The 18,720-nt window shown below is 52.5% G+C and carries 13 protein-coding genes, 1 tRNA gene and 2 pseudogenes; 13 read left to right on the top strand and 3 right to left on the bottom strand.

All coding sequences use genetic code 11. The features are described 5' to 3' along the window. Nucleotides 1-708 precede the first annotated feature (708 nt). From FH039_RS00675 to FH039_RS00650, 7 genes and pseudogenes are all read left to right on the top strand, one after another. On the top strand, nt 709-1,320 hold the full coding sequence (locus tag FH039_RS00675) for a type III secretion system chaperone family protein (protein WP_139681522.1): 612 nt from the start codon (nt 709-711) through the stop codon (nt 1,318-1,320). Nucleotides 1,321-1,600: 280 nt separating this feature from the next. After that, nucleotides 1,601-2,847, top strand: a pseudogene (locus FH039_RS00670) (ORC1-type DNA replication protein). Beyond that, a complete protein-coding gene (locus tag FH039_RS12565) occupies nt 2,847-3,191 on the top strand; it encodes a hypothetical protein (RefSeq protein ID WP_240703233.1) in 345 nt (114 codons plus the stop codon). Before FH039_RS00670 ends, FH039_RS12565 begins: the two are co-directional and overlap by 1 nt. Next, nucleotides 3,179-4,975: pseudogene (locus FH039_RS00665) on the top strand (DNA-directed DNA polymerase II small subunit); the annotation flags it as partial. The gene FH039_RS12565 and the pseudogene FH039_RS00665, both read left to right, overlap by 13 nt. Nucleotides 4,976-4,978: 3 nt before the next feature. Then, complete coding sequence (locus tag FH039_RS00660; protein WP_139679811.1) at nt 4,979-6,055, top strand: hypothetical protein; 1,077 nt, start codon at nt 4,979-4,981, stop codon at nt 6,053-6,055. Nucleotides 6,056-6,223: 168 nt separating this feature from the next. Continuing rightward, nucleotides 6,224-10,114 carry a DNA-directed DNA polymerase II large subunit gene (locus FH039_RS00655; protein ID WP_139679810.1) on the top strand — a complete coding sequence of 1,297 codons (3,891 nt, stop codon included), beginning with the start codon at nt 6,224-6,226 and terminating at the stop codon, nt 10,112-10,114. A 49-nt stretch (nt 10,115-10,163) separates the two neighbouring features. After that, nucleotides 10,164-10,850, top strand: coding sequence for a hypothetical protein (locus tag FH039_RS00650; protein WP_139681521.1), 687 nt, complete (start codon nt 10,164-10,166; stop codon nt 10,848-10,850). Nucleotides 10,851-11,831: 981 nt separating this feature from the next. Here FH039_RS00650 and FH039_RS00645 read toward each other — a convergent pair. After that, nucleotides 11,832-11,907 (bottom strand) — tRNA-Gln (locus FH039_RS00645). 249 nt (nt 11,908-12,156) lie between these two features. Here FH039_RS00645 and FH039_RS00640 point away from each other — a divergent pair. Beyond that, nucleotides 12,157-12,783 (top strand): type IV toxin-antitoxin system AbiEi family antitoxin domain-containing protein, encoded by a 627-nt coding sequence (locus tag FH039_RS00640; RefSeq protein WP_139679809.1) that lies wholly within the window; start codon nt 12,157-12,159, stop codon nt 12,781-12,783. Next, nucleotides 12,767-13,720, top strand: a complete 954-nt coding sequence (locus FH039_RS00635) for a nucleotidyl transferase AbiEii/AbiGii toxin family protein (protein WP_168188351.1) — start codon at nt 12,767-12,769, stop codon at nt 13,718-13,720. The genes FH039_RS00640 and FH039_RS00635 overlap by 17 nt, the downstream gene beginning before the upstream one ends. A 21-nt stretch (nt 13,721-13,741) precedes the next feature. Here FH039_RS00635 and tpiA read toward each other — a convergent pair whose 3' ends face one another. Together tpiA and coaD are read right to left on the bottom strand one after the other, a co-directional pair. Then, nucleotides 13,742-14,422 (bottom strand): triose-phosphate isomerase, encoded by a 681-nt coding sequence (gene tpiA, locus FH039_RS00630; RefSeq protein WP_139679807.1) that lies wholly within the window; start codon nt 14,420-14,422, stop codon nt 13,742-13,744. Between the two features lie 32 nt (nt 14,423-14,454). Beyond that, on the bottom strand, nt 14,455-14,958 hold the full coding sequence (gene coaD, locus FH039_RS00625) for a phosphopantetheine adenylyltransferase (protein ID WP_139679806.1): 504 nt from the start codon (nt 14,956-14,958) through the stop codon (nt 14,455-14,457). A gap of 70 nt (nt 14,959-15,028) precedes the next feature. Here coaD and FH039_RS00620 point away from each other — a divergent pair, with 70 nt between their 5' ends. Genes FH039_RS00620 through FH039_RS00605 form a run of 4 tightly spaced genes read left to right on the top strand, consistent with a single transcriptional unit; the run spans nt 15,029 to nt 18,692 of the window. Next, complete coding sequence (locus FH039_RS00620; RefSeq protein WP_139679805.1) at nt 15,029-16,345, top strand: acetate--CoA ligase family protein; 1,317 nt, start codon at nt 15,029-15,031, stop codon at nt 16,343-16,345. A 29-nt stretch (nt 16,346-16,374) separates the two neighbouring features. Next, on the top strand, nt 16,375-16,893 hold the full coding sequence (locus tag FH039_RS00615) for a hypothetical protein (protein WP_139679804.1): 519 nt from the start codon (nt 16,375-16,377) through the stop codon (nt 16,891-16,893). A gap of 33 nt (nt 16,894-16,926) precedes the next feature. Then, on the top strand, nt 16,927-17,904 hold the full coding sequence (locus tag FH039_RS00610; protein ID WP_139679803.1) for a bifunctional N(6)-L-threonylcarbamoyladenine synthase/serine/threonine protein kinase: 978 nt from the start codon (nt 16,927-16,929) through the stop codon (nt 17,902-17,904). Then, nucleotides 17,895-18,692: a DUF835 domain-containing protein gene (locus FH039_RS00605; RefSeq protein ID WP_139679802.1), complete on the top strand. Its 798-nt coding sequence runs from the start codon at nt 17,895-17,897 to the stop codon at nt 18,690-18,692. Before FH039_RS00610 ends, FH039_RS00605 begins: the two co-directional genes overlap by 10 nt. Nucleotides 18,693-18,720 lie beyond the last annotated feature (28 nt).

Here is an 18,720-nt window from a genome sequence, read left to right as displayed (position 1 = left end):
TATAAACTACATGGACAAGGTTTTAAAAACTATCATCGCTGTCCCGAGAAGTCCACGGGTGGAGTATTTTTTCCAGTGGAAACAGAGGTCTTTTTCGATGGCCATCTGAAAGACCCCCCAGAGTTCCATTTCCACTGGAACCCAGTTTTGGAGACGGACGGATTTCCACGACCAAAACAACGAAAGGAGGGTTTATAAACAATATTTCGAACGTCAAATATTGATATTTAAAAATGAACTCCAGACTTTATGGTTTTTTGTTCATTACTACCCAATTAATCGAGTTTTTTATGAACATTGTTCATGAAAATATATAAATACCAGAAGTTTAAAAATAAGTGGGAGAGTTTCACCAAGATCAGGAAGAAAATAAGGGAGTAGCCAAAACCGTGTTCCACTGGAAACAGAACTCCCAGGGGGTACTGAATTGTTTAACTTTCTTTGATATGAAATCGTTAGTGTTTACCGAGAATGCCTGAAAAAGTTCATAAATGTCCATATTTTGATGTCCTTATATGTACATTGATTTTTCACTGGAAATGCTCGTTTGATTACATCTGAGCATTTACAAACTTAAACTTCTGTCGTACATTTGTGGACACCTAACTCCTTCGCTTCCTGTGGAGAATGGAGATCCGGGTTTGCCTGTGCCGTTTCAAGTGCAAAGTTAATTAACCAATATCACCTAATTATTTCTCGGTGGTTCCCATGGACGACATCGAGGTTCAGGTTCTTGAATGGTTGAAAGCGGGGGACGATACCGCCGAAGACATAGTGGATCTGCCCTGGTCCGTTAAGGAGATCCAACCCAACACCTACGTGGCTGAACATCCCAGGATGCCCTTCTCGCTCCTGGTGGTCTTTTCCGAGGGTTTCATTCATCTCCTGGTTCCCCTAGGGCTGGAGACCTTCTCGATGACAAACGACGATAAGCTCAAAATTTACCACACCCTCCTTCGCCTCAACGACCAGGTAAACATGATGAAGTTCACCCTGTCGGGAATGAACGATGATGTGTACCTCCGCGTTGATCTGGATAAGAAGACCCTTGGCAAGGAGGAGTTCAACGATGCCCTCACCGCACTGGCGATAGGACTTCTGTCCGGCGTGGAGGCCCTGGGTCTTGAGGAGGAATTTGTGGAGAAGGTCTTCGATCGCATACTCTACATGCTTCTCGAGAGGGTAGAGAGAGGATACACTTACGAGCAGCTCATGGAGTTCCTGACCGTCAAAGTTGGACTCGACGAAACTGGAGCAAGGCGGCTTCTGGATTCTGTCCTTGGAAGTACTCAGGAAAAATCTGGGCCGGAAGAGGCGTGACGCCGGCTGATTCTCTTTGATTATCTCTTCCGTTTTCGCCCCTTCTTTTTACATCCCCCTGTTCAACAACGCATATAAACCCTTGGCCTCGAATACCTATGCTTTCCTCTGCATCCAGTGCTTCCTCTGGAGTGTGCGTCTGATGTCCAAAATATAAATAACAATCTAGAAAAACGGTCAATAATAATGCCTTAAAACAGTCTTATTGGCAAAATCACGTGGTTAAGTTTGTACAATAATCCGCAACCGGCCTGGATTTCCATTGGAATAGGTGATGAGCATGGACGACAATTACCTTGATTCAATCTTCGAGAAGTACCTTCACGCCAAGAAGATATTCAAGAATAAGGAGGTTCTCAGGCACAGCTATACCCCAAGGAGCTCCCTCACAGGCGCGAGCAGATTGAGGAGCTGGCGCATATTCTGGTTCCCGTTCTCCGCGGCGAGACGCCTTCGAATGTTTTTGTGTATGGGAAGACGGGAACGGGTAAGACGGTTACCATAAAATTCGTTACCGACGAGCTGAAGAGGATCTCCGATAAGTACCAGATCCCCGTGGACGTTATCTACATCAATTGCGAGATAGTGGACACCCAGTACCGCGTCCTGGCGAACATCGTGAACTACTTTAAGGACGAGAGCGGCGTTGAGGTCCCCCTAGTGGGCTGGCCCACAGATGAAGTTTACGCACGGCTTAAGGAGGTAATCGACGCCCGTGAGCGCTTCGTCATAATAGTTCTGGACGAGATTGACAAGCTAATCAAAAAGAGCGGCGATGACATCCTCTACTCTCTCACGAGAATAAACACCGAGCTGGGCCTTGCGAAGGTGAGCATCATAGGCATCTCAAACGACCTCAAATTCAAGGAGTACCTCGATGCGCGCGTCCTCTCGAGCCTGAGCGAGGAGGAGGTTGTCTTCCCCCCGTACGACGCCAACCAGCTCAGGGATATTCTGATGCAGCGTGCCGGCGACGCATTCAACGATGGTGTTCTCGACGATGGCGTCGTCCCACTCTGTGCCGCCCTGGCCGCGAGGGAGCACGGCGACGCGAGAAGGGCCCTTGACCTGCTCCGCGTTGCGGGTGAGATAGCGGAGCGCGAGGGCGCGAGCAAGGTCACGGAGAGGCACGTCTGGAAGGCCCAGGAGAAGATAGAACAGGACACCATGGAGGAGGTCATAAAGACCCTTCCGCTCCACTCGAAGGTTCTGCTCTACGCGATAGTCCTCCTGGATGAGAACGGTGAACTGCCCGCCAACACGGGCGATGTTTACTCGGTTTACATGTCCCTCTGCGACCACATTGACCTTGAACCCCTCACCCAGAGGCGCGTGAGCGACCTGATAAACGAGCTCGACATGCTCGGCATCATCAACGCCAAGGTCGTCAGCAAGGGCAGGTATGGGAGAACGAAGGAGATACGGCTCAACGTAACACCTTATAAGGTCAAGAACATATACCGACACGATTCCCAGCTTCAGACCATGCTGACGGTGAGCATGTCCCGCCAGAGGAGGCTGCTCTGATGGGTTTGATCGAGGATTTAATGGCCAATCGCTATCTAATCACCCCTTCGGCTTACTACCTTCTCGTGGATAGCTACAAGAAGGACTTCACCCTCGCCGAGCTGATAAAGTTCGCCCGTGCCAGGGGCACGTTTGTCATAGACTCCGCCATCGCGAAGGAGTTCCTCAGCGGGAAGGCCCCCGCTCCACTGGAACCCCCGCCGGCGAGGGTTCCCCCGAGTCCCAGGAGACTGCCGAAGAAATCCCCTCCGAATCTGGAGAATCTGATGAACTGCCGGAAGAGTCCTCTGATTTTGTCGAGAATACTCCTGACGAGGCTCTCGTTGCCGAATCCGGTGGGGTAGTCAGTCCTTCTGAAGAAGCGCCATCAACGTATATTTCCACTGGAAATCCCGGTGAATCTGCGGTGGAAACGGCTTCTTTTGGTGGATTTGGGCAGGAAGAACCCGAATATTCTGGGGGGGAGAGTTTCATTTCTACTGGAACTCCGTCCCCAGATGGTGATAGTGGGGCATCATTCGAGGAAAACGTGCCCCCTGAGACCTCTGGGGAGGATGCCCCTCCTGAGACGTTTCCGGTGGAGAACGGTGTGGTGTCGCGGTCCGAACCCGCCACAGGGTTCTCTGCCTTCCCCGAGAACGGAAACGGTTACACTGGCGACGAATCCTACTACTCCGACGAGAACGGGAACGGTGTGAAGCCCAAGATAGTTTATGGGGACTACGGGGTTCCGATAGCCTACGTCGGTGAGGAGGTTCCCGAGGAGAAGAGCTACTCGACGTACGCGGATGTTGTTATAGCGCCCAGGGAGGGCTTCCACTATCGTGCGAGGGAGATAAAGGATGACTGGGAGCTCGTCTTCGACGTCAAGAATGTGAAGTTCGAGGTTCCCAAGGTCAAGAGCGCCGCCAGCAAGGAGGGCGAGATAATCGTCAAGGTGTACTCGGACTACTTCAAGAGCCGGCTGAGAAAGATGCGCAGAATCCTCCGCGAGAACCCCGAACTCGGCAGCGTCATAGACATAGGGAAGCTGGGCTACGTGGGAGGGGATGAGGAGGTAACCATCATCGGTCTCATCAACAGCAAGCGCGAGACGGCTAAGGGATTCATGTTTGAGGTCGAGGACAGCACCGGGATAATCAAGGTCTTCATAAACCGCAACAACGAGGAGAGCAAGAAGTTCTTCCAGATAATGCCCGATTCCGTTATAGCCTTCCGCGGCCGCTACTCGGGGAGGGGCATATTCTTCGCCAACAGGATCTACCTCCCGGACGTTCCAAAGTTCAAGCGCGACAAGCCCCCGCTCGAGGAGAAGGTTTACGCCATCCTCCTCAGCGACATTCACGTGGGAAGCAACAAGTTCTGCGAGAAGGCCTTTGAACGCTTCCTCGAGTGGCTCAACGGTGAGGTGAACAACCGCGCCGAGGAGGAGCTCGTGAGCCGGATAAAGTACATGATAATCGCCGGCGATGTCGTCGATGGAATCGGCATCTACCCCGGCCAGTACAACGAGCTGGAGATTCCGGACATCTTCGATCAGTACGAGGCTTTAGCCAACCTCCTCCGCAACGTGCCCGACCACATAACCACCTTCATCGGCCCGGGCAACCACGACGCCGCCAGAACCGCCCTCCCCCAGCCGGGGTTCTACGATGAGTATGCCCGACCCCTCAAAAAGCTCAAGAACGCCGTCATCATAAGCAACCCTGCCGTCGTGAGGCTTCACGGACGCGACTTTCTCATTGCCCACGGGCGCGGCATAGAGGACGTCGTCAGCTTCATCCCGAACAGGAGCCACCACAGGCCCGCCGAGGCCATGCTCGACCTGCTTAAACTCCGCCACCTTGCGCCGACCTTCGGGGAGAAGGTGCCCGTCGCACCGGATTCGGAGGATACCCTCGTTATAGAATCCGTTCCCGACCTCTTCCAGGCCGGTCACGTCCACGTCATGGAGTACAAGATGTACAACGGCGTTTTTCTGATAAACACCGGAACCTGGCAGGCCCAGACGGAGTTCCAGAAGATGGTGAACATCATGCCAACACCCGCCAGGGTGCCCATAATAGACGTCGAAACCGCCCGCCTGAGGGCCGTTGTGAGGTTTGACGAGTACTGTGAGGGGGTTTGAGTCATGTTTATTGGCTCGGATGAGGGGGACATAAAATTTATTGGGAAGAACGGGACATTTATTGCACGGATTGGGGTCGCTGTTAGTGTTAGAGATTCAGATTTTAGCGAATATGTTCGGTCTTACAGAGAATTCTTTGAGCGATTTAAGAGTAACTTTGGATTACAAACTCCAAGATGGGTTTTTTCATCTTCTGATTTGAGGAGCTATCTCATTGGGGAGGGGGATCTGACTGAGTACTTACTTCTCATGAGGGAGTTTATTGACGATGTTGTTGTCCCCAATAACGTCATTACGAATTTTGTTTTCGCTTCCTTTGGTGTTAAACGAGTGTACATGCCGGATGGTACGTCCAAAAGCGTCATGGCTTTTATAAAAAAGGTTTTGAAATCGTATTTTGCCTACATCCCAGCTTGGGTGGTTGTATCTAGACTTAGCCATGCGAGACCTAAAGTGCATATCGACAACTTTAATCCATCCCCCCAGACAGTAGCGTGGAATGAACTTTTGAATCGTGCTAGTGAACTTAAAATAATTCCTAATGGCGACAAAATTGATCCGCTTATCTCTACTGCCGACCTGCTTCTCAGGTATGTAAAGGAGATGATTTCTCTTTCTAAGTGGAGGCTTGATGTTAACTCTCTTCGGACTAATTTACGCTCCGTTGGGTTTCCTGGAGATTTATTACGGATATATCATGTGGGTGGAAGGTATCTTTCTAATATTGTGCCGCAGTCCGTCTCAAACGACATTGATCCCTCCATGTTCAATCCCACTCCTAGGATTTATGTTCTTAAGGAAGGTTTGCTAACTGGGGAAAAAGAACAGCAACTGATTGAAAAGTCACCAGTGTTTGAGTATATTCTGAGATATGCTACCGACAAAGGAGGTTCCCTGAAGTTTTTATCCCTTCAGGCGGGGGCTGGTGGAGATTTTGATATGTTAAAACAGGGGGGTATTGTTATATCACTTGGACCTTATGGGGAAAAATTGGGAGAATACATCTCGTCTGGTCTTGGTTTTCCTTTGACTCACCTTACCTCCTCAGAGTTAGTGATGTTATATGGTGGTGATCAATGACGGACCGAAATGTTTTTATGGTATTATACCCACCATTTAAATGGGGATACCGCCAGACCAGGCGGTATCCCTTAATATTGACTTATAAACCACTCTTGAATTTTTACCTTTTGTGGGTTCTCATCGAATCTACTTATGGATCTCTTCTTAAAGTTGGGGTGATTACTCATGCCTGAGCTTTACTCAGCCGAGATGAAATCCTACTTTGAATCTCTTCAGCGCGAGATAGACAGGGCCTACGAGGTGGCGAGAAAGGCCCGTGAACAGGGAAAGGACCCCAGCCTTGAGGTTGAGGTCCCCCAGGCGACCGACATGGCCGGCCGTGTTGAGAGCCTCGTCGGTCCGAAGGGTGTGGCCGAGAGGATACGCGTTCTCGTCAAGGAGTACGGTAAAGAACTGGCCGCCCTAAAGGTCGTTGACGAGATTATAGACGGTAAGTTCGGCGACTTGGGGAGCAAGGAGCGCTACGCCGAGCAGGCCGTTAGAACCGCCCTTGCCATCCTCACCGAGGGAATCGTCTCCGCCCCCCTGGAGGGAATAGCCGACGTTAAGGTCAAGAGGAACGAGTGGGGCGACAATTCCGAATACCTGGCCCTCTACTACGCGGGCCCCATCAGGAGCTCCGGAGGAACCGCACAGGCCCTCAGCGTCCTCGTCGGAGACTACGTCAGGAAGAAACTCGGCCTTGACCGCTTCAAGCCCAGCGAAAAGCACATAGAGAGAATGGTCGAGGAGATCGACCTCTACCACCGCGCCGTCACGCGCCTGCAGTACCACCCTGAGGCGGATGAAGTAAGGCTCGCCATGAAGAACATCCCCATCGAGATAACCGGCGAAGAGACCGACAAAGTCGAGGTTTCCCACCGCGACGTCCCCGGCGTTGAGACCAACCACCTGCGCGGCGGTGCCATACTCGTCCTCGCCGAGGGTGTCCTCCAGAAGGCGAAGAAGCTCGTCAAGTACATAGACAAGATGGGCGTTGACGGCTGGGACTGGATAAAGGAGTTTGTCGATGCCAAAGAAAAGGGTAAGAAGGCGGATGATTCCAAATCTTCCGAATCCAAAGCAGAGGATTCCGGTGCAAAGGATGAAGTTGCCGAAAAAGTTGAGAAAGGCTTCTACTACGAGCTCTACGAGCGCTTTAAGGCCAACATCGCCCCCAACAAGAAGTACACGAAGGAGATAATCGGTGGAAGGCCGCTCTTCGCCGAGCCCTCCGAGAACGGCGGCTTCCGGCTGCGCTACGGAAGGAGTCGCGTCAGCGGATTTGCAACCTGGAGCGTCAACCCCGCCACCATGCTCCTCCTCGACGAGTTCATAGCGATTGGAACCCAGATGAAGACGGAAAGGCCCGGCAAGGGCTGTATCGTAACCCCTGCAACGACGGTCGAGGGGCCTATAGTCAAGCTCAAGGACGGGAGCGTCATACGCGTGGACGACTACGAGACCGCCCTCAAGGTCCGCGACAGGCTGGAGGAGATACTCTACGTTGGCGATGCTCTGGTCAACTTCGGAGACTTCGTGGAGAACAACCAGACCCTTCTTCCCGCCAACTACTCGGAGGAATGGTGGGTTCAGGAGTTCGTCAAAGCTATAGCCGAGACCTACGAGGTCGAGCTGGAGCCCTTTGGGGAGAACCCGGAGGATGCAGTTGAGGAGGCGGCGGAGTACATAGAGGTTGACTCTGACTTCCTGCGGAGGCTTCTCAGGGATCCGCTCCGTGTTAAACCCGATGTTGAGACCGCAATACACATCTCAAACGTTCTTGATATCCCGCTCCACCCATACTACACCCTCTACTGGAACACGCTCAAACCTGAGGAGGTTGAGGAACTTCAGAGGGCACTTCTTGGTGCTCAAATCGAGTGGGACGAGTTCAGGAAGAACAAGTTCGCGAGAAAAGTGGTTTTGGAGAATGACCCCAAAATCAAACGCTACCTTGAACTCCTCGGCCTCCCCCACAGGCTTGAGCGCACCGAGGAGAGGAAGAAGGTCATAGTCATCGATTACCCATGGAGTGCCGCCCTGCTCACGCCTCTCGGCAACCTCGAATGGGAGTTCAGGGCAAAGCCCTTCTTCACCGTCATAGACATCATCAACGAGAACAACCGGATAAAGCTCCGTGACCGGGGAATAAGCTGGATTGGGGCGAGGATGGGCAGGCCGGAGAAGGCTAAGGAGAGGAAGATGAAACCGCCGGTGCAGGTTCTCTTCCCGATCGGCCTCGCCGGCGGCTCGAGCAGGGACATCAAGAAGGCCGCCGAGGAAGGAAAAGTGACGAGCGTGGAGATAGCCTTCTTCAAGTGCCCCGAATGCGGCCACACCGGGCCAGAGCACATCTGCCCGCGCTGCGGTACCAGAAAGGAACTCCTCTGGCACTGCGCCAAGTGCAACGTTGACTACTCCCAGAACGAGGCCGAGAACTTCGACTTCCGCTGTCCCAAATGCGGGACCGAGCTGAAGCCCTACGCGAGGAGGACCATAAAGCCCTCCGAGCTTCTTCGCGCCGCCATGGAGAACGTCAAGGTCTACGGCATCGACAAGCTCAAAGGCGTTCAGGGTATGACCTCGGGCTACAAGATGGCAGAGCCGCTTGAGAAGGGTCTTTTAAGGGCTAAAAACGACGTCTACGTCTTTAAAGATGGCACCATTCGTTTCGACGCCACAGATGCGCCGATAACCCACTTCAAACCAAAGGAAATAGGCACGAGCGTTGAAAAGCTCCGCGAGCTCGGCTACACCCACGACTTCGAGGGCAAGCCCCTGGAGCGGGACGACCAGATACTCGAGCTGAAGGTTCAGGACGTCATACTGCCCTACGAGGCTGGAAGGTATCTCCTAAAGGTTGCCCGCTTCATAGACGACCTCCTCGAGAAGTTCTACGGCCTTCCGCGCTTTTACAACGCCGAGAAGATGGAGGATTTGGTCGGGCATCTCGTGATAGGCCTTGCCCCCCACACCTCGGCTGGAATCATAGGAAGGATAATAGGCTTCTCCGACGTTTTGGTCGGCTACGCGCACCCGTATTATCATGCGGCCAAAAGACGCAACTGCGACGGGGATGAGGATAGTGTAATGTTACTTATGGATGCATTGTTAAACTTCTCTCGTTACTATCTGCCCGAAAAGCGCGGCGGTAAAATGGACGCGCCTTTGGTCGTTACCACGCGCCTCGATCCGAGAGAGGTGGACAGCGAGGTCCACAACATGGACGTCGTTCGCTACTATCCGCTGGAATTCTACAACGCGACCTATGAGATGAAGTCCCCGAAGGAGATTAAGTTCATCGAGCGCGTCGAGGACAGGCTCGGCAAACCGGAGATGTACGAGGGGCTGAAGTTCACCCACGATACGGACGACATCGGCCTCGGCCCGAAGATGAGCCTGTACAAACAGCTCGGCGATATGGTCGAGAAGGTGGAGCGCCAGCTGGCCCTGGCGGAGCGCATTCGTGCCGTTGACGAGCACCACGTGGCCGAGACGATAATCAACTCCCACCTCGTTCCGGACCTGAGGGGCAACCTTAGGAGCTTCACCCGTCAGGAGTTCCGCTGTGTGAAGTGCAACACGAAGTACAGACGACCGCCGCTGACCGGTAAATGCCCCAAGTGCGGCGGGAAGATCGTCCTGACGGTCAGCAAGGGGGCCATAGAAAAGTACCTGCCGACTGCCAAGATGCTCGTTACGAAGTACAGCGTCCTCGACTACACGAGGCAGAGGATATGCCTGACCGATAAGGACATAAAGACCCTCTTCGAGAACGTCTTCCCTGAGAGGCAGAGGACGCTGATGGGTTTCTCGGCGGACGTCTGCGAGAAGATGATAAAGGCAAGGACTGGTAAATCCAATGGGCGGAACGGTTACCTCGATGAACTTAAGGCGAACGGAAAGCTCAAGAAGAGTTCTAAACCCGAGAAAAAGAAGGAATCCAAGGCTTCTAAGCGCTCTGAGAAAAAGATAAAGCCCTCGCAGGGGTTTGAGAAGGCAGTGAGGAAGGAAAAGGCGGCCATGAAGAAGAAAAAGAAGGGCATAAGCCTCGACGAGTTCTTCGGCTCTTAGCTTTTCCGTTAATCATATATATCATTATGCCGCTCTTTCTTTGATGGGAATGAACTCAGGGTTCAAATTGCTCCCCAGCGTAGCCTACCTGAGGGTTCAGAGGCAGGTGTTCGTGGGCTATTCTATGCCCCTCGCGGGATGGATAGGGGAGTATCTGATCAACTATCGGAAGCTTCCAAGGCCGAACTTCCTTGGACGGGCGATGGGTAAGCTGGGCTTCCACCTCGCCGGCGAGGAGCGTGATGATAGGTACATCACCCAGTTCTTCGCGAGGGGGAGCGTTTCAATAAGCGCGAGCTGGGATGTTGAGAAGGAAAGCCTCTTCCTTCAGGTGATTCCCCTCCGCTCAAGGCTCTCCCGTGGCTTAACAGTCAGGGCGGAACACATAGAGTTCTACGATCAGTACGTGGTGAGCATAGAGCCGACCGGCAAGCTCCCGCCTGGAATCCGGGGAATTGGGATAAACGCCCTGATTCTTGAGGATTTTTATCCCGTCGAGACTCCCTACTGGGGAATGCTCCACGAGGACTGGGAAGCCGAGCTCAACCTGATCGTCATGAGGGACGAGGTTTATGACCAGCTCAGCCGCGAGGAGTACCGCTGTCCCGTCTGCTTCTCGCCCCTGAGCGAGGAGAACGGCGTCCTTAAGTGCACCACGTGCGGCTTTACCTACGCTCCGGAGCACGACTTCGAGAGGGTCATGGAAGAGTTCAGCGTGGAGGAGTTCGCGTTTTGAAGCTTTTGGAAAAAGCTTCACCAAAAGTTAGTAGCTCACCCTCTAAAAAGACCATAATACAAGGATTTTGCACTCAGAAGGCTCGTTTTCTCAAGGAGAACACGTTTAAACAGACCTTGGCACGGGGTTTGCTCTCTTTTGACGCCCTTCGGGCGTCGATTTTAAAGTTAAACCCCTACCAAGGAGCAACTTTAAAAGTTCTCACACTTGAAACAACCGTTCGGGTAGAAAATCACTCAGAATTTAGCCTTTTAAAATGAGCTACGAACCTTGATCAAACTCTGCGGGACTTCCGTCCCTTGAGTCGAGCAGAACTTGACGTGTGTAGGCAAAGTTCTGGGGGTGTGGGGGCGTTAGCCCCCCGGCAAGCTTTGCTTGAGCAAAGGTTGATCAAAAGGGTTTAACTGTTCAAAAAGGAGTAGTCAAAAGTCGGCATGCTTCTTCAAGAGTTGTGTTTGAAAGGGGTTTGCACTCACGGTGGGAGATTTAATGAGTGTTTGCTTTAAAAGGGCGCCCGAAGGGCGCTAAAGGCAGAAAACACGATTTAAAATTGCCGGTTTGGAAGTTAAACCCCTCCAAAGAGCCAAACAAAAAAGCATGCCAAACTCTGATGAAACTTTGCCCAGCAAAGTTTCCCAACGTGGGGCGTAGTCCCACTTCGGGGGTTTGAGAGTACAGGAAGCTTTAGCAAAGCTTGACCAAAAGTTTGTGATTCCTGTACAAGGCCCTCTGAAAAATGGATTTTACTACTTCATTTTTAGCCCTTAGGAGAGGAATTTACAAACAAAGGCCCTTTTTGTGGGGGTTCTACTTGAACCGCGCTCCAATGGAGCGCTAAAAGGTTTTGAACCCCGTGGATGTTGCCTTTTTAGAAGTGAATTCTGGTTGGAATCGTGAAGTTTGAGCGAAAATCCTTTTTAAATCGCAATTTTCAGAAAGAATCACGAACCTTGATCAAACTTCGCGCAGGCGAAGTTTGTATGGTAGCCCCGCCGGGATTCGAACCCGGGTCGCGGGATCCAAAGTCCCGCATGCTTGGCCGCTACACCACGGGGCTGCCCGATAGAGAGACCATCAGCCGATTTATAAAGTTTAGCAAACTGAGGAGTCATCGTGCCCAAGTGAATTTTTGGGTTTAATCCTATTAAGCGCTTTGCCGTGCTGCATCTGTTGAACTTTTTATTGTTCTTGTTTCAACGCACTTCGCGCTTTTAAAGCTGGGGTCTCCTTAGTAACTCCAAATCTTCATCCGGCGTTTCTTAAATCAACCACTAACTTTTTTAATGGTTTATTGATAATACTGACCATGAAGCTCATAACTCGGTTTATTCTTTCGAGGTACGGCGGAAAGGTAATCACAAGAGAAGAGCTTAGAGATATTTGCAAAAGATTCGGGGAGAGCTTTGAGTACATTGTGAACTACTACATAAGCCGGGGCTATCTCATCAGAATCCTGCGCGGGGTTTATTACGTGAAAACCCTCGAAGAATACAAGTTCGGGAAGACTCCGGAACCAATGACTCTAATCGCAAAGGCCATGAACAAGCTGGCACTGAAGTGGTACTTCGGCCTTTACACGGCCTTAAGGCTGAACGGGGCAACCTACGAGTACTACTCCCGGATTTTTCTGGTAACTCCGGCGATAACAAGACCAAGACCTGTTACAGTTCTCGGCGAGAGGGTTCAGTTCGTCAAGCTGAAGGAATCCCTCCTGGGTTTTGGAGTGGTCAAACGCGGGGAAATCCAGTATTCGGACTTGGAAAAGACACTGCTGGACTTCATTTATTTAAAACGATACAACAAACGCCTTAATGCAGACCCCGTTGTGAGGGAATACATTGCAAAGGCGAAAAAAGAAAAGCTGGTAGAGTATTCTAAAGCATACCCGAAGTCGGTTCAAAGGGAGGTTGAGGCCGTTGTTTTCAGGCGATGAGTTCACGGGTTTCATAATCCGGAAGACCGGCATCGAAAAACCGCTACTTGTGAAAAGGGATGTCCTCCTGCATGCAATACTGCAGGAACTCTATGGAGAAGAGAGGTTCTACGGACGGTATCTGTTCAAGGGCGGAACGTGTTTGGTCAAGTGCTACCTTGGCTATTACCGCTTCAGCGTTGACCTCGACTTCACGTTTCCGCTGAGGAACAGGCTCTCCCGCTCGGAGAGGAGGAAGCTGATAAGCTCCGAGGTGAGGTGGCTCTCGGAAAAGCTCTCTTACATCGCCGAAGAGCTCGGCCTGAACTTCAGGCCCTTTGAAGGAAACTCTTACAACAGGAACTTCGTTCACTTTGAGGGGAACGAGAACAGGAAGATAGTCTTTTTCCACCTGTTCATGCCAACGGGAGAAGTCGTGAAGATTGAAGTTAACTTTTTCGAACCGGTGCTGTTTGAAGGGAGGGAGGTAATGGCTAAGACGCTTCTTGAGGGAGTTAAGTTAGAAAATGAGGAGAAGGCATACTTCTTCGAGGAGCTCGAACGGTACTCAGCGCTTTCCGTCACGGCATATTCCCCCGAGGAAATTCTAGCCGAAAAGATTAGGGCCATTTTAACCCGCAGGATTCAGAAGTTGAGGGATTTCTACGACGTTTTCATGCTCTACAGAGCGGGTTATGATTACTCGGACGTTATTGATGAAGCCCTTGAGAAGATACGGTTCAGTATGAGGTTCAGTCAGGAAAGGACAGTTGAGAACCTCCGGGTGAATCTGGAGTCAATTCGGGCTGGCAGGTTCAACGTCGCTCCCGAGCTCATGGAAAAGGAGCTTGAGCTGGTTCTCACGAGGCCACCTGAATCCGAGTTTCAGGAGTTCATGAAGGACTTCCTTGAGGTTATTAGTGAAATTGACCTTGATTCCCAGAACACCGCCAGGTAACAAAAAATTGGGGGGAAGGAGTTAAAGAATCAGCGACACCAAATCCCTTATCGCCTTCTCCGGATCTTTGGCCTTGGTTACGCCGCTTGCGAGGAGGACACCGACGCTCCCGAGCTCAAGGGCCTTCTTGACGTCCTCACCTGTGGAAATCCCCGCACCAGTGAGAACCTTGACGTCAGGGTTGACCCTCTTAACCAGCTCGACCGTGTCGGTGATGACTTCCGGCTTGGCCTTGCTGACAGGAATTCCAGTGCCTATGAGCTCGGGCGGCTCGACGGCGACGTAATCCGGGCCAAGCGCTGCCACCGCCGCACTAACGGCCGGGTTGTTGGAGCAGACCATCGTCATCAGACCAACTTCCTCGGCGCGCCTTATGCTGGCCTCCAGATCCGCCAGAACCATTCTGTTCTCGGAGTGGTTGAGCAGCGTTCCCACAGCCCCGGCCTCCTTCACGGCCTCCGGCAGAACGTGGCCGGTGTGACTGCCCGGCGTTATCGGGTCGATGTGCTGGGCGAAGACGGGAATCTCAACCTCCTGGGCTATCCTGTAGAGGTCGGCAAGCTGTGGCGCAACGACTATGGTTATCCCGGTCTCCTTCCACACCTTCTCGGCGGCCTTGGCTATCCTCAAAGCCCCATCGCCCGTGGCCTGGACGTAGGTCTTGAAGTTAATCGCTATAATCGGCTCCTTCAGCTTCGACATTGGTATCACCGTAGGTGTTATTACCCGAGGGCTTAAACGTCTTTCCGTCGGGGAGTTTCGTTTCCACTGGAAACCGGCCTCCCGAACGGGTCTATGAGGCCTGCCCTTATGAGGGAGGAGCTGATTTTGGGACCAAGGGAACTCCTCACGAGGCCGATGGTTACTATCTCAAGCGGTCTCAGCCCGTTTTCCTCACGCGCCCGGTTGACCACCAGGGCACCCTTGTAGGTCTCCTCACTCACGACTATGGCTTCTAAGCTTTTCATTTCCCCTGCGAAGCCTATCGCCGTGTGAATTTTGATGACGCGGTATCCGGAGTAGCCGTTGACCTCGAAGAACTTGATTAAATCCCTGAGGCGCAGCTCGTAGGGGAGTATCTTTTCTGCATATGGCTTGTCTCTGATCATCTCGTCAGATGTTAGGCCTATGTAAACGTATTCTCCCACCTCGAAGGCCTTCCTCAGCAGGGCCTTGTGCCCCAGATGAAGCCTGTCGAAGGTTCCGCCGACGACGACTTTTCTGTACTTCTTCCTCATGGAGGTACCTTAGGCGACCGAACCAATAAGCTTTTTTATTGCCTGTGGAGATTCTTTCGGAGGTGGTGGTGTGGATTACTTCTTCTATCCTTCAAGCGTCGCGGTGTTCGGCTCATTCAAAGAGGGTGCCATAGCCTACGAAATCCTGAGGAACATCGTCGAGGGTGGCTTTGAGGGTGAAATAATCCCAGTCAACCCGAAGGGTGGAACCGTTGAGATCGCCGGGAGGACCCTCCAAATCCATGAGAGGCTTGACAGGGCTGTTGACACGGCCATAATCGCGATTCCGGCGAAGTTCGTTCCTTCCCTAATCGATGAAATCGGTTCGCTGATCAAGGGCGCCGTTGTAATAAGCGCGGGCTTCTCCGAGGTTGGGAATTCTCAATTAGAACGCGAGCTGGTTGAAAAAGCCAAAAAGCACGGCGTTAGAATCATCGGGCCAAACTGCGCCGGCATCTTCGGCGTCCACGGAAGGTTCTTCGGTTCCTTCGAGGTTAGGGTTAGGCCCGGGGGACTGGCCCTCATCAGCCAGAGCGGTGCCTTCGGCGGTGCTGCCTTGGCGATGGGCAACGACGAGGGGATAGGCTTCTCGGCCTTCGTTTCCTATGGAAACGCATCCGACCTGAACGAGAGCGACTTTTTGGAGTACTTCGCCGACGACGAGAACACCAAGGCTATAGCGCTCTACATTGAGGGGGTTAAGGACGGCAGGCGCTTCATGAAGGCCCTCCGCTACGCGACGGCCAGAAAACCTGTGATAATCCTCAAGGCCGGCAAGAGCGCTGGCGGTGCCAGGGCAGCCGCTTCCCACACTGGCTCGCTCGCGGGAAGCTACGAGATTTACCGCGCGGCCTTCAAGCAGGCCGGGGCTATAGAGGTCGAGGAGATGGAGGAGCTCTTCGATGCCGCGAAGGCCTTCGAGATGTACCCCGGGACTGGAAAGCGCGTGGCAGTCATAACCAACTCCGGCGGCCCGGGTGTTCTGGCAACGGACAAGCTCGAAAGGCTGGGCCTTGAGATTGCAAGGCTGAGTGATGAAACCGTCAATGAACTCCGCTCCTTCCTTCCGCCCCAGTGCTCGGTGAGGAACCCGATTGACCTGATAGCTGATGCGGACTACGAGAGGTACAGGAAAACCATCGAGGTCGTTTGCAGGGATAAAAACGTGGATTCACTCCTCGTCATCTGCGTGCCGCCCATATTCCTGCCCAGCGAGGAGATAGCAAGGGCCATCATCGAGGCAGAATGCAACAAACCGGTCATCGTCAACTTCATGGCGGGGGAGCTCGTCAGGGACGGGGTTGAGCTACTGGAGGGACGTGGGGTCAAGAACTTCCCGACCCCCGAGAGGGCTGCTAGGGCCTTGATGTGGCTGTCCCGTCGATAGGTTTATATTGCATATCTTACTCTTTTAACATGGTGGTGCGTTTGGTATCGAAGGCTGAATTCTCTGTATCAGACGTTGCCATAAAAGTTACACCTCGGGGAAGATGGAATTCTCTTAAGGACGATGGGTTAAAAATTAACAGGGTTAGAATTGTTGTGTCCAGGGGAGAGGTTAGACTCGTTTTGATGGAGAAAACCACAACGACGGCCAGGAAGAGGCGCAAACTTGGTCCCGTAAAGCTCCCCTTCCTCAAAAAGGAGTACTCTATGGAAGTTGCTTCCAAATCCAAGTGGGTTCTTAGAATGCCCCGGTATTTCAGTCCGGATATATGGTATGTTGACTCTACCAACGGCAAAAAATCAAATCTCCTTGTTATAGAAGGTTCGGGAGTTATCCAGTACGTCCACGGGGGTATTGAAAGAATACAGAAGGTTTACGAGGAGGTTCCGATTTATGGAATTCTGTTTTATCGCACCTCAGCATTTTGTTCCGAAGATGAGTTCCCACTATTAACGCGGGTTCTGAGTTCTCTTGTGGCCCAACGTTAGTCTTTTATACCCTTCTGCTGCATTTCAAACACCATGATAGCCTTAGGTCTGGAAGGTACCGCCCACACACTCGGCATAGGCATCGTTACAGAAAAGGAGGTTCTGGCCAACGTATTCCACACTCTCACGACGGAGAAGGGTGGGATACACCCCAAGGAGGCGGCGGAACATCATTCTAAACTCCTAAAGCCCCTTCTCAGAAAGGCCCTTGACGAGGCTGGAATAGACATGGAGGACGTTGACGTTATAGCTTTCTCCCAGGGGCCGGGACTGGGGCCGTGTCTCCGCGTCGTTGCGACCGCCGCAAGAGCGCTGGCGATAAAATACAGAAAGCCCATAGTCGGCGTCAACCACTGCATCGCCCACGTGGAGATAACCAAGATGTTCGGGGTTAAGGATCCCGTCGGCCTCTACGTCAGCGGCGGTAACACTCAGGTTTTGGCACTTGAAGGCGGCCGCTACCGCGTCTTCGGCGAGACCCTCGACATTGGAATAGGCAACGCGATAGACACCTTCGCTAGGGAGCTGGGAATAGGCTTTCCGGGTGGGCCGAAGATCGAGAAGCTCGCTCTTAAGGGAGAGCGGTACATAGAACTCCCCTATGCGGTTAAGGGGATGGACTTAAGCTTCTCTGGGATACTGACCGAGGCGGTTCGGAAGTACAGAACCGGGAAGTACCGCGTGGAGGATCTGGCTTATTCCTTCCAGGAGACCGCCTTTGCCGCTCTGGTGGAGGTGACGGAGAGGGCCGTGGCACACACCGGTAAGGAGGAGGTCGTCCTGGTCGGCGGCGTCGCCGCCAACAATCGCCTCCGCGAGATGCTGAAAGTGATGACGGAGGACAGGGGCATAGACTTTTTCGTCCCGCCCTACGACCTCTGCAGGGATAACGGTGCGATGATAGCCTACACAGGCCTTAGGATGTACCTCGGTGGGGTGCGCTTCTCGCTGGAGGACACCGTGGTGCATCAGAAGTTCCGCACCGATGAGGTGGAGGTAATATGGGGCTGATAGTTCCGTGGTACACGTTGGGCATGGACCTCGTCCTTCTGCTCGCGATTGGTTACGTTGTGATATTTCTGTATCGCCGTATGGGCAAGTACGACCCGGAACTCAACACCCTGATAAAATATTCCTTCGGGTTTCTCCTGCTCGCAGTGGTGGGAAGGCTCTTTGACGTTATCGATGATTTCTGCTGTGGGGATACTTTTTATGCCGTTGAATGGGCCCTCTATTTCGTTTCCATACTCGGTGTTATTTACTCGGTGGTGCATTACATTGTCCTGGTCGAGAGAAGGTACATGCCGTCCATTGCGGCTGAGGTTGGCTCAAAGCCGAAAGTTCGGGTTCGCGGCCCGCCTAGGGAGTCCCCACTGTCGATGCGTGCGTACGTTATCTTCTCCAAATACCGGCTTGCGGATGTCATAGAACTTCTAAAAAGTGCTGATTATCCGATTTTTGCCCTTACCCGCTCCCCCGACCTGTACGAGGGTTTCAACAAGGGGCACGTTGAGACGGCCTGGATAACTCAGGTTCCGGGGGGTATTCCTCCCACCGCCCTCCATCTTCTGCAGGACAGCATAATTCAGTTCGTTCAGCGGAATCCCGGTTCAGTCGTCATCATAGACTCTGTGGAGTACCTTCTGCTCTACAACGACTTCAAGACTGTATTCAAGTTCCTGGTGAACGTCAAGGACTACCTGACGGCGTTTAACGCCACACTCATGGTGTTCGTGGACGACGCGGTCATCTCCCCCCGCGAGAAATCGTTTTTGCTCAAGGAATTCGAACCCCTGTGATTTTTCCCTGATGGCTGTGTTGAAGGGA

Source organism: Thermococcus indicus, assembly GCF_006274605.1.
GTDB classification, from domain to species: domain Archaea; phylum Methanobacteriota_B; class Thermococci; order Thermococcales; family Thermococcaceae; genus Thermococcus; species Thermococcus indicus.
This window is presented reverse-complemented; position numbering and strand designations above follow the sequence as displayed.

What these genes read in the sequence shown, in the direction of transcription:
- FH039_RS00675 (WP_139681522.1), top strand. Translation starts at nt 709, where the DNA reads ATGGACGACATCGAGGTTCAGGTTCTTGAATGGTTGAAAGCGGGGGAC.
- FH039_RS12565 (WP_240703233.1), top strand. Translation starts at nt 2,847, where the DNA reads ATGGGTTTGATCGAGGATTTAATGGCCAATCGCTATCTAATCACCCCT.
- FH039_RS00660 (WP_139679811.1), top strand. Translation starts at nt 4,979, where the DNA reads ATGTTTATTGGCTCGGATGAGGGGGACATAAAATTTATTGGGAAGAAC.
- FH039_RS00655 (WP_139679810.1), top strand. Translation starts at nt 6,224, where the DNA reads ATGCCTGAGCTTTACTCAGCCGAGATGAAATCCTACTTTGAATCTCTT.
- FH039_RS00650 (WP_139681521.1), top strand. Translation starts at nt 10,164, where the DNA reads ATGAACTCAGGGTTCAAATTGCTCCCCAGCGTAGCCTACCTGAGGGTT.
- FH039_RS00640 (WP_139679809.1), top strand. Translation starts at nt 12,157, where the DNA reads ATGAAGCTCATAACTCGGTTTATTCTTTCGAGGTACGGCGGAAAGGTA.
- tpiA (WP_139679807.1), bottom strand. Translation starts at nt 14,422, where the DNA reads ATGTCGAAGCTGAAGGAGCCGATTATAGCGATTAACTTCAAGACCTAC.
- coaD (WP_139679806.1), bottom strand. Translation starts at nt 14,958, where the DNA reads ATGAGGAAGAAGTACAGAAAAGTCGTCGTCGGCGGAACCTTCGACAGG.
- FH039_RS00615 (WP_139679804.1), top strand. Translation starts at nt 16,375, where the DNA reads ATGGTGGTGCGTTTGGTATCGAAGGCTGAATTCTCTGTATCAGACGTT.
- FH039_RS00610 (WP_139679803.1), top strand. Translation starts at nt 16,927, where the DNA reads ATGATAGCCTTAGGTCTGGAAGGTACCGCCCACACACTCGGCATAGGC.
- FH039_RS00605 (WP_139679802.1), top strand. Translation starts at nt 17,895, where the DNA reads ATGGGGCTGATAGTTCCGTGGTACACGTTGGGCATGGACCTCGTCCTT.